The 16241-nt window shown below is 62.6% G+C and carries 14 protein-coding genes; 10 read left to right on the top strand and 4 right to left on the bottom strand.

Annotation, left to right across the window (positions count from 1 at the left end; all coding sequences use genetic code 11):
* Window positions 1-62: 62 nt before the first annotated feature.
* The 3 genes from E5678_RS14285 (at window position 63) to E5678_RS14275 (ending at window position 2884) form a co-directional block, all read left to right on the top strand.
* Window positions 63-863 (top strand): 3-hydroxybutyrate dehydrogenase, encoded by an 801-nt coding sequence (locus E5678_RS14285; protein WP_136179146.1) that lies wholly within the window; start codon window positions 63-65, stop codon window positions 861-863.
* Between the two features lie 25 nt (window positions 864-888).
* A complete protein-coding gene (locus tag E5678_RS14280) occupies window positions 889-1677 on the top strand; it encodes an acetoacetate decarboxylase (protein ID WP_136179145.1) in 789 nt (262 codons plus the stop codon).
* 103 nt (window positions 1678-1780) lie between these two features.
* Window positions 1781-2884, top strand: coding sequence for a patatin-like phospholipase family protein (locus E5678_RS14275; RefSeq protein WP_247597037.1), 1104 nt, complete (start codon window positions 1781-1783; stop codon window positions 2882-2884).
* Between the two features lie 31 nt (window positions 2885-2915).
* On the opposite strand, the gene E5678_RS14270 is transcribed toward E5678_RS14275, so the two are convergent.
* Together E5678_RS14270 and E5678_RS14265 are read right to left on the bottom strand one after the other, a co-directional pair.
* Window positions 2916-4628, bottom strand: coding sequence for an AMP-binding protein (locus E5678_RS14270; RefSeq protein ID WP_136179143.1), 1713 nt, complete (start codon window positions 4626-4628; stop codon window positions 2916-2918).
* Between the two features lie 132 nt (window positions 4629-4760).
* Window positions 4761-5495, bottom strand: a complete 735-nt coding sequence (locus tag E5678_RS14265; protein WP_247596782.1) for a hypothetical protein — start codon at window positions 5493-5495, stop codon at window positions 4761-4763.
* A 141-nt stretch (window positions 5496-5636) separates the two neighbouring features.
* Between E5678_RS14265 and E5678_RS14260 the strand changes: the two genes are divergently transcribed.
* Window positions 5637-6608, top strand: a complete 972-nt coding sequence (locus E5678_RS14260) for a permease (protein ID WP_247596781.1) — start codon at window positions 5637-5639, stop codon at window positions 6606-6608.
* Here E5678_RS14260 and phhA read toward each other — a convergent pair.
* Both phhA and hppD read right to left on the bottom strand, forming a co-directional pair.
* Window positions 6530-7384 (bottom strand): phenylalanine 4-monooxygenase, encoded by an 855-nt coding sequence (phhA, locus tag E5678_RS14255; RefSeq protein WP_136179141.1) that lies wholly within the window; start codon window positions 7382-7384, stop codon window positions 6530-6532. The genes E5678_RS14260 and phhA overlap by 79 nt on opposite strands.
* 135 nt (window positions 7385-7519) lie before the next feature.
* Entirely contained in the window at window positions 7520-8641 is a 1122-nt protein-coding gene (gene hppD, locus E5678_RS14250) for a 4-hydroxyphenylpyruvate dioxygenase (RefSeq protein WP_136179140.1), read from the bottom strand.
* Between the two features lie 142 nt (window positions 8642-8783).
* On the opposite strand from hppD, the gene E5678_RS14245 reads away from it, so the two are divergent.
* The 6 genes from E5678_RS14245 (at window position 8784) to glyS (ending at window position 16204) form a co-directional block, all read left to right on the top strand.
* Window positions 8784-9257 (top strand): Lrp/AsnC family transcriptional regulator, encoded by a 474-nt coding sequence (locus E5678_RS14245; RefSeq protein WP_136179139.1) that lies wholly within the window; start codon window positions 8784-8786, stop codon window positions 9255-9257.
* 261 nt (window positions 9258-9518) lie between these two features.
* Window positions 9519-10121: a GNAT family N-acetyltransferase gene (locus E5678_RS14240; protein ID WP_247597036.1), complete on the top strand. Its 603-nt coding sequence runs from the start codon at window positions 9519-9521 to the stop codon at window positions 10119-10121.
* Window positions 10122-10229: 108 nt separating this feature from the next.
* On the top strand, window positions 10230-11102 hold the full coding sequence (locus E5678_RS14235) for a transporter associated domain-containing protein (protein ID WP_136179137.1): 873 nt from the start codon (window positions 10230-10232) through the stop codon (window positions 11100-11102).
* 48 nt (window positions 11103-11150) lie between these two features.
* Window positions 11151-12986, top strand: a complete 1836-nt coding sequence (gene lnt / locus E5678_RS14230) for an apolipoprotein N-acyltransferase (protein WP_136179136.1) — start codon at window positions 11151-11153, stop codon at window positions 12984-12986.
* 122 nt (window positions 12987-13108) lie between these two features.
* A complete protein-coding gene (gene glyQ, locus E5678_RS14225; RefSeq protein WP_136179135.1) occupies window positions 13109-14053 on the top strand; it encodes a glycine--tRNA ligase subunit alpha in 945 nt (314 codons plus the stop codon).
* Between the two features lie 18 nt (window positions 14054-14071).
* Complete coding sequence (gene glyS / locus E5678_RS14220; protein WP_136179134.1) at window positions 14072-16204, top strand: glycine--tRNA ligase subunit beta; 2133 nt, start codon at window positions 14072-14074, stop codon at window positions 16202-16204.
* Window positions 16205-16241 lie beyond the last annotated feature (37 nt).

The following is a 16241-nucleotide window of genomic DNA, read 5'->3' as shown; positions in this document are numbered from 1 at the left end:
CCGGTTGCGACTGAAGGGAACAGGCCATGTGGCTTGCAATCAACCGCCTATTGGAATTGCCGATGTCCCATCCACACACACGCCTGCTCAGGAAAACCGCGCTCGTCACCGGCTCCACCAGTGGTATTGGACTGGGCATTGCGACAGCACTGGCTGCTGCAGGTCATGACTTGGTGCTCAATGGTTTTGGTGAGGCTGCGGCCATCGAGCAACTGCGCGGCGAGCTGGCGCAGCTGCACGGGGTGAAGGTGCGTTACAGCGGTGCCGACCTGTCAGACCCGGCGGCCACTCAGGCCATGATGGATGAAGCCATTGGTGCTTGCGGCGCGATCGACATACTGGTGAACAACGCGGGCATACAGTATGTGGCACCTGTCGATGAATTCCCTGTGGAGAAGTGGGATGCCATCATCGCGATCAACCTTTCGGCGGCTTTCCACACCACGCGCCTGGCCCTGCCCGGTATGAAGGAACGGGGTTGGGGCCGGGTGCTCAACATCGCCTCGGCACACGCGTTGGTCGCGTCCCCATTCAAGTCTGCCTACGTGGCGGCCAAACACGGCATCGCCGGGTTCACCAAAACGGTGGCGCTGGAAGTTGCAACGCAGGGCATCACCGCCAATGCGCTGTGCCCGGGTTATGTGTGGACACCGCTGGTGGAAAAGCAGGTTCCCGACACGGCAAAAGCCCGTGGCCTGACCGAGCGGCAGGTGATTGACGATGTATTGCTGCATGCGCAGCCCACCAAGCAGTTCGTCACCATCGAGCAGGTGGCGGCCTATGCGGCCTTCCTGTGCTCCGATGCTGCCGCCAGCATCACTGGCGCGGTGATGCCCATCGACGGTGGTTGGACGGCCCAATGAGCCATCTGTTCAGGAGCGCACCCCGATGAACGCCGAAGCCATTTTGCAATTGCCGTCGATGCCCATGGCATCGCCCTCTTATCCCAAGGGGCCTTACCGCTTTGTGGATAGGGAGTACCTGATCATCACCTACAAGAGCGACCCGGCGGCCATTCGCGCCGCGTTGCCCGAACCGCTGGAACCGGACGGTTCGGACACCGTGTTGTTCGAGTTCATCCGCATGCCCGACTCGGCCGGGTTTGGCGACTACACCGAGTCGGGCATCATCATCCCGGCGCTGTACCAGGGCGAGCCCGTGAACTTCACCGCCCAGATGTACCTGGATGACGAGCCACCCATTGCGGGTGGACGCGAGATCTGGGGCTTTCCCAAGAAACACGCACTGCCCAAGCTGTGCATTGCGCACGACACACTCACCGGCACGCTGGATTACGCTGGTGTGCAGGTGGCCGTGGGTACCATGGGCTACAAGCACCAGCATCTGCTGTATGACGTGGGCGGCAAGAAGGCCTGCAGCGCCGAGTCCATCCTGCACAAGATGGAGAAGACCCAGGTCAATCTCAAGCTCATTCCCCATGTGGATGGCGAGTTGGCCATTGCCCAGCTGGTGGCCTACAACTTGACGGACATCCAGGTCCAGGGCGCCTGGTCGGGCCCTGCCCGGTTGCACCTGGTGCCACACGTGAATGCGCCAGTCGCCGACCTGCCGGTGCGCGAGATGTTGGGCGGGCTGCACTTCATCGCCAACCTCACCCTGCCCTATGGCCGTGTTCTGCACGACTACCTGAAGCCCAATACATCAAAGGTGACTTGACATGGCCACACGCACACGCACACGCCCCTCATCCCCAGCGCAGTCGCCAAAAGGCGTCACGGCCAACACACCGGTAGCGCCTTGCCCAGCCCAGCAGACTGTGATGGTGATGCAAGGCGGCGGAGCGGTAGGCGCTTTTCATCTCGGGGTGTATCAAGCCTTGCACGAAGGCAGCCGGGAGCCCGACTGGGTGATTGGCACGTCGATTGGCGCCATCAACGCAGCGCTCATCGCCGGCAACCCTCCCCAGCTGAGATTGCCCCGCCTGCGCACGTTCTGGGAGCGCATTCAACCGCGTCAGGCGGCACACAGTGCCTTTTCCTTGTGGCCCTCGATGGCCGCACTGGCGCAAACGCAACACAACCTGGGTGTGGTGGTCCAGGGCGTTCCAGGCTTCTTCGCACCCCATTGGCCCGCCTGGTTCAATCCCCGCCAGTCATTGGGTATCGAGAAGGCCGCCTACTACGATACGCAGCCCCTGCGCGATACGCTGAATGAGCTGGTGGACTTCGACTACCTGGCGCGCTCACCCACTCGCATCACGGTGGGAGCCGTCAATGCGCGCACCGGGCAGATGCGTTATTTCGACAGTCGGCATGAACGCCTCAGCGCCGACCATATTCTGGCCTCTGGCGCTCTGGCGCCAGCTTTTGGTGCGGTGCGCATCGATGGCGATCCCTACTGGGATGGCGGGCTGTACTCGAATACACCCATCGAGGTGGTGCTCGACGACAAGCCGCGCTGTGATTCGCTGATCTTTGCCTGTCGCCTTTGGGAGCCGCACGGGGACGAACCGCAAAGCCTGTCGGACGTTCAGAGCCGACTGAAAGACATCCAGTTCGCCAGCCGGGCAGAGTCGCACATCGAACGCCAGAAGCAACTGCACCGCCTGCGTCACATTATTCGCGACCTCGCCCAACAGGTCCCCGACAGCGAGCACGCCCGCGAACTTGGCGCCTGGGGCTGCAACACCATGATGCATGTCGTCGCGCTGATGGCGCCCCACCTGGCGGGCGATGACCAGACGAAAGACATTGATTTCACGCCACGTGGGATCAATTTGCGCTCCAACGCGGGGCTGCAGCTGGGGCGACGGGCCTTGGCGGAAAAGCCTTGGCAGAATCCACACGATCCGCTCGACGGGCTTTGTTTGCACAAGGTTCACTTGGAGCCAGCGGATTCGGCGCCAGACACATACCGCGCCTGATCTTTTATTGAAGGCCGCCGTGCCCCGAAGATCAGGCTTCAGGCCGCAGCGCACGGCGCAGGATTTTCCCCACGTTGGTTTTGGGCAGTGCTTCCCTGAACTCGATGTATTTGGGCCGCTTGTAACCGGTGAGGTTGTCGTGGCAATGCTGCGCGACCTGTTCTTCGGTGAGGGTCGAATCGCTGCGAACCACAAAGACCTTGATCACTTCGCCCTGGCGTTCATCGGGCAACCCGATGGCCGCACACTCCAGGACACCGGGGCAGGAGGAGATCACGTTTTCCAGCTCGGTGGGGAAGACGTTGAACCCGGACACCAGGATCATGTCTTTCTTGCGGTCAACAATGCGTGTAAAGCCCTGGGTGTCCATGATGCCGATGTCGCCGGTGCGCATGTAGCCGTCGGTCGTGAAGGCATTTGAAGTCTCGTCGGGCTGGTTGTAGTAGCCCACCATCACGTTGGGCCCGTGGATGCAGATTTCGCCAGATTCGCCCAGCGGCAAAGAGTTGCCATCGTCGTCTTTGATGGCGATGCGGATGCCTGGCAGGGGCAGACCGATATTGCCACTGAAGCTCGTGCTGTTGACCGGGTTGTTGGTGCCCATGGCACAGGTTTCGCTCATGCCCCAACCTTCGACCATGGTGGAGCCCGTCACCTTTTGCCATTCCTTGGCCGTGGCTTCCGTGGCGGCCATACCGCCCGCCTGGGACACGACCAGGGATGAAAAATCGATCTCCCTGAACTGGGGGCTGTGCAGCAGGCCATTGAACAGCGTGTTGACAGCCGGCAGCATGTGGAAGGGCCGCTTTTTGAGGGTTTTCACGAAGCCCGGGATGTCCCGGGGGTTCGGAATCAGGGTCAGGTGGGCGCCCCAGCGGAGGGTCACCAGGCTGAGGGTGAGGGCGAAGATGTGGTACAGCGGCAGAGCGGCGATGTTGTTGATGTTGCGGACATCGCCCACCTTGCCCAAGGCCGGGGTGAACCAAGCCTCGGCTTGAAGCACCGCTGCAATGATGTTGCGGTGGGTCAGTACAGCACCTTTGGACAGCCCTGTGGTGCCACCGGTGTACTGCAGGAAGGCGATGGAGTCGAGGTTGGCGGCGCTCGGCTTCAGGGCCTTTCCCTGGCCCTGGGCCAGTGCGTCGGTGAAGCTGACAATGGAGCGCTCGCCGCGGGGGCCATTCATGGGCAGTCGGTAGGGGGGAACCATCTTCGCCAGGTGTCGCACGGCAAAACTCAGCCACCGGCCTTTCACGGTCCCCAGCAAATCACCCAGGCTGGCCACCACCACGTGCTGCACCTGAGTCTCATCGATGACCTCCTGCAACGTGGCGCAGAAGTTTTCCAGCACGATGATGGCGTTGGCGCCCGAGTCTTTGAGCTGGTGCTCCAGCTCCCGTGCCGTGTAGAGGGGGTTGACGTTGACGACGGTGAACCCAGCCCGAACCACCGCCACCATGGTGACCAGAAACTGCGGAATGTTGGGCAGCATGACGGCCACACGGTCGCCAGGCTTCAGCCCCAATCCCTGCAGCCAAGCGCCCAGCGACAGGCTGTAGGCATCGAGCTCCCGGTAGCTCATCCACTGCTCCATACACACGCTCACGGGGCGGTCGGCGTGTTCTTTCAGGCTTCTTTCCATCACGGCAGCGAGCGAAGTCTCTGCTTCGGGATCGATGTCGTGGGGGACGCCTGCCGGATACTGGTTCAGCCAAGGGCGGTCGGTGGGTGTGGGCAAGGTCATGTTGGGGGATGAAGAGGGTTCGCAAACAAAACGGGCTGCAAACATTCTGACCGCTGGGCGCGTCTTGGCACACCGGGCTGGCCCTAGGTTTCTGTCACCCAAAGCACAGTATCGGCCGAACGGTCGATGCCTTCAGGGTACCGAGATCTCGGCCAACAGCGCTTGCTGGCAGGTGGGGGTGTCGCCATGGAACAGGTGCTCGATCCAGGCGGACTCGCGCTCTGCGATGGCTTCCATGAAGCTCGCGGCATCGCGCATGTGGGCAAAAGCGAGAAAACCCCGTTCGAGAAACTGTTGCAAGGCGCCCAGCCCGGCTGCCTGTGCGGGCTGTCGCATCATCTTGAGTGCAAACAAGAGTGATTTCATGCGGGTGAGCCGCTGCAGTTCTGAGCCCATGTGCAGTACCACCGCCAGCTGCCGGGTGCGATCGGCCGGTCGCCCGGTGAGGCGCCAGCAGCGGATGTAGTTGGCCTCTTGGGGCAGGGCCGCTGGAGCGGTCACCCAATGCTCGGCCATCTGGTGGTCGAGCGATTCGGTCAGGGCATGGGTCTCGGCCAAGTCGACGGCCAGTTGGCCGACCGCATCGGGAAACAACCGTTCGATGGCACCAGCGATGCGCCCGAATTGTTGGTCGCGGTCGGCGAAATCGTGTTCGCCGTAGAGCTCGTCCAGGAAAAACTGGGTGGCGGTCGCGTAGCGCGGGTCGCGCAGGAAATCGGCGTAGGTACCTTTGAAGCGCTGGGCTTGAAGCCTTTTCACAGATTGCAGGGCCGCTGCCATCGGTCCCTGCCCTGCGGCATCGCGCAGGTGTTGGACCCGGGCGAGTTGTGCGCGGATGGCTTCAGCGGTCGAGGGGGTGGCATTCATGACCCCTCCAGTCTAGGCCTGTCGGCGCCTCCGCCGTAGAGTGGCCGTTCTAGGCGGGCTTGCATGAAGGGCGGGCCGTCGTGCGATAGTTGAGGGATGAATGGCCCTCTCAAACATCCACCCGAAGCCACGACTCATCAGGTGAGCAATCGTCGACCCGCTTCTTCGCTGGCTCGAATGCAACAGGCGCTGGTTCTGGGGGGGGTATTGGCCGCCGGGGGGTGGGTAGCCTGGATGTGGGGCGAATCCTTGGCATGGGCTTTGTCGGGTGCGCTGCTGGTGGTGCTGGTCTACGCACTGGTCCTGGCGCTGGAGTTTGTGTTGGCCGCCTGGGTGAACCGGAGCGACCCTGCGCCGAGCGCAACGCTGGCCCAACGGCTGGAAGCCTGGTGGCAAGAGGCTCGGGAGGCCCCGGCCGTGTTTGCCTGGCGGCAGCCCTTTCAGTGGCGGCGTTTACCAGACAGCGAACCGCATGGCGGCGGTGCTTTCGACGGATCAGCCGCGGTGTTCATTCATGGTTTTGTGTGCAACCGCGGTTTCTGGACGCCCTGGATGCAGGCGCTGCGGCAACTGGGCATGCCGTACACCTCGGTGAATCTGGAGCCGGTGTTCGGATCGATCGACAGGGGCGTGGCGCTGATTGAAACCGCAGTCCGGCAAGCCGAAGCCCTGGGCTCGGCGCCGCCTGTCTTGGTGTGCCACAGCATGGGCGGGCTCGCGGCGCGCGCCTGGCTGGCGAGCGATCCGCGCGCGCTGGCACGGGTCGAGGCTGTGATCACCATCGGTTCGCCCCACCACGGCACCTGGCTCGCGCATTTCAGCCATTTGACCAACGGCCGCCAGATGCAGCCCGGCAACGCCTGGCTGGTTGATCTCGCGGCTAAGGAACAGGCGCTGTACGGTGCGTCAGTGCACAGCCGCTTCGTTTGCTGGTACTCCCACACAGACAACATCGTGTTTCCCGCCAGCACGGCGACCCTCGCTGGCGCAGACAACCGCCACGTGCCAGCAACGGCACACGTGGCGCTGGGGTTTCATCCCAGGGTGATGCGGGAATCGCTTGCGTTGCTTGCGTCGACTGCGATGTCACCCGCAGAGCGCACGGCTTCGTAGAGTGGCGCGAAGTCGGGTGCGGTGAGATCGAAGAGCTGCTGGAAGCTGTTGATCACAAAATAGGTCGCCTGGTAGTCGTCGATCTTGTAGCGGGTGCGCATGCAGCGCACCAGATCCAGCGCGATGCGCTGTGGGGCGGGGCTGTTCACGCTGTGGCGCAGCTCACCCGACGAGCTCAAGATGCCCGCACCATAGGCGCGCAGGCCATCGGGCTGCTGGATCATGCCGAATTCGATCGTGTACCAGTACAGGCGGGAGAGCAGTTCGCCGGCCCCGAGGTCGTGCGCCTTCAGCCCGCCCGCGCCATAGCGCTGCACGTAGTCGGCGAACACCGGGTTGAACAGCAGGGGCACGTGTCCAAACAGATCGTGAAACACGTCGGGCTCGACGATGTACTCAAACTCATCGGGCTTGCGGATCCAGTCGGTGACCGGGAAGCGCCGGTTGGCGAGCAAGTCAAAGAACGGCCGCTCGGGGATCAGGCCGGGCACGGCCACGATCTCCCAGCCGGTCGCGGGCTTCAGCCGCTCGTTGATCTCTTCGAACCGTGGGATGCGGTCCTTGATGCCCAGCGAAGGCAGGGCCTCAATAAAGGCATCACAAGCGAGACCGGGCAACAAAGCGGACTGCCGTTCGTACAGGCGGCGGTAGGTGTCGTGATCCGCTTCGGTGTAGTTGCCCCAGTTTTGTGGGCAGGTGTAATCGTCAAGAGCGCGGCTGTAATCGCCACGCGGCGGGCGCTCGCTGGCGCCATAAACAACAGGGGCAACGGCCATAAGAACTCCAAAATCTCTGCAAACGAAACGCCACTCAAGACCGCCGAAAAGGGTGCAGGGCGAGGCGCGATGGCGCAGACAGTGGCAGCGCCACGGCAAGCCCTCGCAACGACGCCATGCGCCCTTTCTCGACGGTCAACTCTTCAAGGTGCCGCGGCGGATCTGATCCAGTTCCATCGTCTCAAACAAGGCCTTGAAGTTGCCTTCGCCGAAGCCTTCGTTGCCTTTGCGCTGGATGAACTCAAAGAAGATGGGGCCGAGCTGGTTCTCGCTGAAGATTTGCAGCAACAGCTCGCCCTGGTTGCCGTCGACCAGGATGTTGCGCGTCTTGAGTGCCTCAACATCTTCACCGTGTCCGGGAATGCGTTTGTCGAGCAACTCGTAGTAAGTGTCGCTGGTGTTGAGCAGTTTGATGCCCGACAGCTGCAGCGCATCCACCGTGTCGTACAAATTGGTCGAGCCCATAGCGATGTGCTGGATGCCCTCGCCGTGATAGCTGTCGAGGTACTCCTGGATTTGGCCGGCCTTTTCGTTGCCCTCTTCATTGATCGGGATGCGGATTTTGCCGCAGGGGCTGGTCATGGCCTTGCTCTTGACGCCGGTGGACTGGCCTTCGATGTCGAAGTAGCGCACTTCGCGGAAATTGAACAAACGCTCGTAGAAGCCCGACCACTCTTCCATGCGGCCGCGGTGCACGTTGTGGGTCAGGTGGTCGATATAGGTCAGGCCATGGCCCATGGGATTCAGCGTGGCGCCAGGCAGCGGTTTGAAATCGACATCAAAGAAGCCGATGTTGCCAATGTCGCCGGTTTGCGCCTCATCTTTGCCACGCCACTGGTCGATGAAATAGATGATGGAGTCGCCGATGCCTTTGATGGCCGGGATATTGAGCTCGCCCGGGCCGGCGTCTTGCGCGTAACCCCAGGCGCCCAGGGAAATGGCGCGCTCATAAGCGGCCTTGGCGTCTTGCACACGGAAAGCAATGGCACACACGCTGGGGCCGTGCAGGCGGGCAAAACGCTGGGCGAAGCTGTCGGGCTCGGCGTTGATGATGAAGTTGACCCCACCCTGGCGGTACAGCGTCACGTCTTTGCGGCGGTGTTTTGCGATGGCCTGGAAGCCCATGCTTTCAAACAGGGCGCCCATGGCGACCGGATCGGGTGCGGCGTATTCGATGAACTCGAAGCCGTCGGTGCCCATGGGGTTGTCCCAGGTGGTGTTGCGATCGGTCAGCGAGGTGGGCTGGGTGGCGTTCATGGTCTTGTCTCCTGTTGTGAAAGGGCGCACCAGAGCTTGGGCCGCCGTCCAGCCTCCACTGTATCGGGAGCCTCCATCACGATTGCTGCGTTTTTTGATGCTTGATCGTCGATATTCGCTGAAATCCTGCAAAATATGACATATGTATGCACTTGACAAGCTTGATCGACACGTTTTGCGGCTGTTGCAGGCCGACGGGCGAGCCACCTACGACCAGATCGCCGAGTCGGTCGGGCTCTCACCCAGCGCGGTGCTGCGCAGGGTCAAGCGCCTGGAAGAGGCACGGGTGATCGACCGGTATGTGGCCTTGATTCGTCCCGAGGCGGTTGGGCTGGGCCTCACGGCCTATGTCAATGTTCGTCTGGAAAAACACAGTGAGAGCGCCAAACGCAACCCGATGGACGAGTTTCGGGCCAGTGTGATGGCTTGGGCGGAAGTGGTCGAATGCGTGGCTCTGACGGGCGAGATGGACTACCAGCTGCGGTTGATGGTGGCCGACATGGGGGCCTATTCGCGCTTCATGATGGAAACCTTGCTGAGACACCCCAGCGTGCAGGATTGCAAAACCAGTTTTGTCATGGACAGGGTCAAGAGCACCACAGCGATGCCGGTTTGATCTCTCTCGGCGCCCAAATTGTTGCACTGCAACAAATTGGAGGCCGTTGATCGGTAAAAAGTCACCCGCCCATCGGGTTTTCACGGCTTTAGAGACCCCTGACCTTGCCGATCTAGGGAAAACCCTTAAATTGTCCCTATGTTCAATCCCATCCAATGGTTCAAGTCCCTGTCGGCCTCCAGCGTCGCAGAGCCGCAGCCTGTGGGCGCCGCGTTGGCGACTGCTGCGCCTGCGCCTGGGGTGGCGGTGCCCATCCGGTCCATGGGGCCGGGGCATCTGGAACGGATCCGCACGCACCTGCTGGCGCTGGACAGCCATGACCGCTACCTGCGTTTTGGTTACTCTGCCAATGACGAGCAAATCCTGCGCTACGTGAACCAGCTCAATTTTGTTCGCGACGAGTTGTTTGGCATCTTCAACCGGAAACTCGAACTCATCGCCATGGCTCACCTGGCGTTTTCGGTGGATCCTCAGTGCAACAGTTGCGCTGAGTTCGGCGTGTCGGTGGCCAAATCGGCCCGCAGCCGCGGTTATGGCCGCCAGCTGTTTGAGCGCGCTTTGATGCATGCGCGAAACGAGGGCGTGAGCCAGCTGTTCATCCACGCCTTGTCGGAAAACACGGCCATGCTGAAGATTGCCCGCAGGGCAGGTGCTGTGATCCAGCGCGACGGGTCCGAAAGCGAGGGCCACCTGCGGGTGCCGCCCGCGGATTTTGATTCCCGCGTGATTGAGCTGTTCAACGAAAAGGTGGCCATCACCGATTACCACCTCAAGGCCCAGGCCCGGCAGTTCTGGAAAGCCCTGGGTTACCTGCAGTCGGTGCGCCAGGGGGTTCTGGGCAGCCGGGATCGCGTGAAGGGCTGATCCGTCGCCCGGAATGCCCGCGCTGTCCGGGTCATCGCGGGGGGGCTTTTGTCCGGCATCTCGGGCTTGCGGTATCCTGTGGCCCACAACAACCAACGCATTCCTTCAGTGGCAGACACCCCCCCCAGTCCCGGGCCGCAGCGCAGCCTGCGGCAAGAAGACAAACGTGGATTCCTGCAAAAGCTCGCAGAGTTCATCCACCCCGGCCCAGATTCCATCGATGAGCTGATCGGCATCCTGGCCGAGGCCGAAGACAACGACATCATCAACGCCGAATCCCGCATCATGCTGGAAGGCGTGATGCGCATCGCCGACATGTCGGCTGGCGATGTGATGGTGGCCGCGCCCCGCATGGACTTGCTGGACATCGACTCGCCCTACGACGAGTTGCTGCACATCGTGATCGACACGGCCCACTCGCGCTTCCCTGTTTACGAAGGCGAGCGCGAAAACATCCTCGGTATTCTGCTGGCCAAAGACCTGCTCAAGCTGCAGCGCGCACCCGAGCTCAACATCCGTGCCTTGTTGCGCCCGGCGACCTTTGTGCCCGAGAGCAAAGGCCTCAACGATTTGTTGCGGGAGTTCCGTGGCAACCGCAACCACCTGGCCATCGTGATCGATGAGTTTGGCCGTGTGGCCGGATTGATCACGATTGAAGACGTGCTGGAAGAAATCGTCGGCGAGATCGAAGACGAATTCGACGAAGTCGAAGATGAGGGCGACATTTACTCCCTGGCCGACAGCACCTGGCGCGTGAGCGGCGATACACCCATCGAACGCATCAACGAATCGTTTGGGGCCAAGCTCGCCATGGAGGAGTTTGAGACCATCGGCGGCCTGATCGCCCATGACATGGGCCATGTGCCCAAGCGGGGGGAAACCCATGAGTCCGGAGGCTTGCACTTTGTTGTGCTGCACACCAAGGGTGGCGCGGTGAAGTGGTTCAAGGTCACGCCCGCTGAGGCGGCTTCAGGCGATTGAGCGGCTGTCCCGCTCTGCGGTGACCGCGCTTCTTCGCCACGTTCCCCCATGCGCAGCCTCTTTGGCTCTCTGCATCCGGCATCGTCCTTTTCACCTTTGAGTGACCCGGCGCCCAGCCGCACTGCGCCCGTCGGTGCGTGGGCATGGGCGTTGCTCTGTCTGCTCGCGGGGGCTGTGCAGGCGGCCTCGCTGGCGTGGCCAGCGGGTGTCTGGTTGTTGCCCGGCGCAACCCAGGGGCAGGCCAGCGGGGGCTGGCAAATGTTGTCCCTCGCCGTGCTGGCGCTCGGTTTGCGCCATGCAAGCCGGCCGCGACAGGCCGCCTGGCGCGGATGGCTTTTTGCCTGGGCCTGGCTGGCTTGCACGTTCTGGTGGCTGTTTGTCTCCTTGCACACCTACGGGGGTTTGCCCGCCTGGATGGCGGTGCTGGCGGTGCTGGCACTGGCTGGGGCATTGGCGCTGCTGTATGCGGGCGCAGCGGCGCTCGCCGTCGCCTGGGCGCCCCGCTCGGTTGGCGGGCAGGCCTTGCTTTTTGCCGCCACCTGGACGCTCGCCGAAGGGGTGCGGGGGCGGTGGCTCACGGGCTTCCCCTGGGGGGCGGGCGGCTACGCACAAGTGGATTTGATGGGGGCATGGGCACCGTGGATCGGCGTTTATGGCATGGGCGCGGTGGCAGCGGTTCTGGCCTATGCCTTGGCCGCCCTGGTGCACCGGATGGCAGTGGGAACGCTGGGTGCCCGGTCACCGACCCATCAGGCTTCGTGGGCGGGCCGGATTTCGAGCGGGCTGGTGGGCCTGTTGTGCCTGGCGCTGATGGCCAGCCTGGCCATGCCCGATCGCTTGCGCGACTTGGCTTTATCGGGAACAGACAGCAGCGGGACGCTCAAGGTGTGGTTGTTGCAAGGCAATATTGCACAAGATGAAAAATTTGAAGCGGGCACGGGTGTGGTGCAGGCGCTGGGCTGGTATCCCCAGCAAATCCAGGCCGCGCTGCAAGCGAACCCCGAGGACGCGCCACAACTGGTCGTAGCGCCTGAGACGGCGGTGCCCATGCTGCCGCAACAGCTGTCTGCGGCTGAATTCTGGGGGCCCTTGCTGGGTGGGCTGGCCCGGCAGCCGGTATCCGACCGGGCGCCTGGTGTGTCGGCGCTCATGGGTTTGCCCCTGGGTGACTACGAGCAGGGCTACACCAACTCGGCCTGGGGCATCACCGCCGACTCGGCTCGCCGCGCTGTGCAGGCACTCGACGGTGAACGCGACGGTACGCGGCTGCAAGGCGGCGCCAGTGGGGGGGGCCCAGGCTTCTACCAATACAGCAAGCACCACCTCGTGCCATTCGGGGAATTCATTCCGCCGCTGTTCCGATGGTTCACCCGGATGATGAACATCCCCTTGGGCGATTTCGCCCGGGGCGCCCAGGTGCAGTCGCCCTGGGAACTGGCCGGCCAGCGGGTGTCCACCAACATTTGTTATGAAGACCTCTTTGGCGAAGAGCTCGCGGCCTCGTTTGCCGATGCGTCCAGTGCGCCCACGGTGCTGGTCAACCTGAGCAACATCGGCTGGTTTGGTGACACGGTAGCGATTGATCAACACCTGCAAATTTCGCGGCTGCGGGCCATGGAACTGGGCCGCCCCATGCTGCGCGCGACCAACACCGGCGCCACTGCGGCCATCGATCACCGGGGCGCCGTCACCCACAGCCTTCCGCGCCTCACCCGCGACCGGCTGGCCGCCACAGTGGAAGGCCGCACAGGTCTCACCCCATATGCGGCCTGGGCCTCTCAATGGGGTCAATGGCCCATCTGGGGCCTCTGTCTCGTGGCGCTGGGTTGGGCCTGGATTGCCAAGCGACGGTCAAGGCTCAAGCCTTCGCAGGGTCCCCACTGATCCTCCTCGAGCGGGAGCGGTGGGCTGGCCCGTAAAATCCCCCTTTGGCTCTCGGCGAATGGCGCCGGGCAGCTACCTCTCCAGATTACCCTCAGCACGGGACTTGTCCCGGCCACGCACGCATGTTGACCTTTCAGCAAATCATCTTGAAGCTGCAGTCCTATTGGGACGCACAAGGCTGTGCCTTGCTCCAGCCCATCGACATGGAGGTGGGCGCCGGCACCAGCCACACCGCCACTTTTCTGCGCGCGCTCGGCCCTGAGCCGTGGAAGGCCGCCTACGTGCAGCCCAGCCGCCGCCCCAAAGACGGCCGCTACGGCGAAAACCCCAACCGCCTGCAGCACTACTACCAATACCAGGTGGTGTTGAAGCCAGCGCCGGCCAACATCCTGGAGCTGTATCTGGGCTCGCTCGAAGCCTTGGGTTTTGACCTCAAGAAGAACGACATCCGCTTCGTGGAAGATGACTGGGAAAACCCCACGCTCGGCGCCTGGGGCCTGGGCTGGGAAGTCTGGCTCAACGGCATGGAAGTCACGCAATTCACCTACTTCCAGCAAGTGGGTGGTATCGACTGCAAACCCGCCACCGGTGAGATCACCTACGGCCTGGAACGCCTGGCCATGTATTTGCAAGGCGTGGACAATGTCTACGACTTGGTGTGGACCCAGCGTGCCGATGGCTCCAAGCTCAGCTACGGCGACGTCTACCTGCAAAACGAGAAAGAGCAGTCGGCCTACAACTTTGAACACGCCGATACCGATTTCCTGTTCCACGCTTTTGGCGAGCACGAAAAACAAGCCAAGCACCTGATCGAGGTGCAGCTGGCTTTGCCCGCCTATGAGCAAGTGCTCAAGTGCGCGCACAGCTTCAACCTGCTCGACGCCCGCGGGGCCATCAGCGTGACCGAGCGCGCTGCCTACATGGGGCGCATCCGCGATCTGGCTCGCAAAGTGGCCCGCAGCTACCTCGACAGCCGCGCCCGTCTGGGCTTCCCGATGGCCCCCAAAGCCTGGAGCGAAGAAGTGCTGGCCGAGATGGCCAAGGCCGAACAGAAGAAGGCCGCCTGAGCGAGCGAAGAGAACACCATGACGACCCAAAACCTGCTTGTAGAACTGTTTGTCGAAGAGCTGCCCCCCAAGGCGCTCAAGAAGCTGGGCGACGCGTTTGCCACCGTGCTGGCCGACCAGCTCAAATCCCAAGGCCTGGCCAGCGCCGAAGCGGTGGTGACCGCCTTCGCCTCGCCGCGCCGCCTGGCTGTGCACGTGACCGCGGTGGCCGAGCGCGCAGCCGACAAAGCCGTTTCACAAAAACTCATGCCCGTGAGCGTGGGCCTGGATGCCAATGGTCAGGCCACACCTGCGCTGCTCAAGCGCCTGGGCGCGCTCGGCGCAGACGCGTCGGTGGTGCCCAGCCTGAAGCGCGCGCAAGACGGCAAAGCCGAAGCCCTTTTTTACGACAGCATCGCGCCTGGTGTGGCGCTCGCCCCTGGTCTGCAAAAAGCGCTGGACGAGGCGCTGGCCAAGCTGCCGATCCCCAAGGTCATGAGCTATCAGCTGGAAACCGACTGCGAGATGCCCGGCTGGAGCAGTGTTCAGTTTGTGCGCCCGGCGCACGGCCTGGTGGCCTTGCATGGCAGTGCCGTGGTGCCGTTGAAGGTGCTGGGCCTGACTTCGGGCAACAGCACCCACGGCCACCGCTTCGAGGCCGCGGTGGACCCCGTGGTGTTGAAAGACGCCGACAGCTACGCCGCTACGCTGCTGAAGGACGGCGCAGTGATCGCCTCGTTTGAAGAGCGCAAGGCCGAAATCGCACGCCAGCTCGCCGCGGCCGCCGCCAAGGTGGGTGGTGGATGCAAACCGATTGAAGACGAAGCCCTCCTCGACGAAGTGACGGCCCTGGTCGAGCGCCCCAATGTGTTGATTTGTGCGTTCGAAAAAGAATTCCTGGATGTGCCGCAGGAATGCCTGATCTTGACGATGAAGGCCAACCAGAAATACTTTCCACTGCTGGATACGCAGGGCAAGCTGACCCACCAATTTTTGGTGGTCAGCAACATCAGCCCGGCCGACGCCAGCGCTGTGATTCAGGGCAACGAGCGCGTGGTGCGCCCGCGCCTGGCCGACGCCAAATTCTTCTTTGATCAGGACCGCAAGAAGACGCTGGCCTCCCGCGTGGAAAGCCTTGGGAAAGTGGTGTACCACAACAAATTGGGTACCCAGGGCGAGCGGGTTGAGCGTGTGCGCGCCATTGCCAAGGCCATTGGCCAGCAACTTGGCGGCGATGTGTTGGCCCAAAGCGCCGACACCACAGCACAACTGGCGAAGACCGACTTGCTGACCGACATGGTGGGCGAGTTCCCCGAGTTGCAAGGCATCATGGGCGGCTACTACGCGCGCCACGATGGGCTCACCGAAGACATCGCTTTCGCCATCGAAGACCACTACAAGCCACGCTTCGCCGGCGACGAGTTGCCGCGCAACACGACCGGCTTGGTTGTGGCACTGGCCGACAAGCTGGAAACGCTGGTGGGCATGTTTGGTATTGGCAACTTGCCGACTGGCGACAAAGATCCGTTTGCGCTGCGCAGGCACGCTCTCGGCGTTGTGCGCATACTGATCGAACGCGGCTTGCCGCTGAATCTTTCCGAGCTGGTGGCCGCCGCCTTGAAAGCCTTCGGCGCCCTGGTGCCCAACCCTGCAAAGACCCAGGAACTGGTGCTGCCCTTTGTGTACGAGCGCATCGCGGGCTATCTGCGCGACTTGGGCTACAGCGCGCAAGAGGTCGATGCTGTGATCGCAGTCCATCCCGCTTGGGGCGACATGGTCCGCTGCCTTGACGCAGTGCGATCTTTTGTCTCGCTGCCAGAAGCGCCTGCCCTGGCTGCGGCCAACAAACGCATCGGCAACATTCTGAAAAAATCCGAAGGCGAAGGCGAAGGCGCTGCGGTGGATGCGGGCTTGTTCGTCGAAGCCGCCGAGCAGAATCTGTTTGCCGCCATGCAGGCGACCGTGCCCGGTGCCAATGCCCAGTTCGACGCAGGCGACTACACGGCCAGCCTGCAGGCGCTTGCCGCGCTGCGGGGTCCGGTCGATGCCTTCTTTGACGGTGTCATGGTCAACGCTGATGACGCGGCGCTCAAAGCCAACCGCCTGGGTCTGCTGAAGTCGCTGCACGAAGCGATGAACCGCGTGGCCGACCTCTCCCGTCTGGTGGCCTGATTGGCCGCCCCGCACCGTCACGGATTTTCAAGGAGCC

Source organism: Hydrogenophaga sp. PAMC20947, assembly GCF_004795855.1.
Classification (GTDB): domain Bacteria; phylum Pseudomonadota; class Gammaproteobacteria; order Burkholderiales; family Burkholderiaceae_C; genus Hydrogenophaga.
Note: the sequence above shows the minus strand (reverse complement) of the source record. Positions and strands in the feature narration are given on the sequence as shown.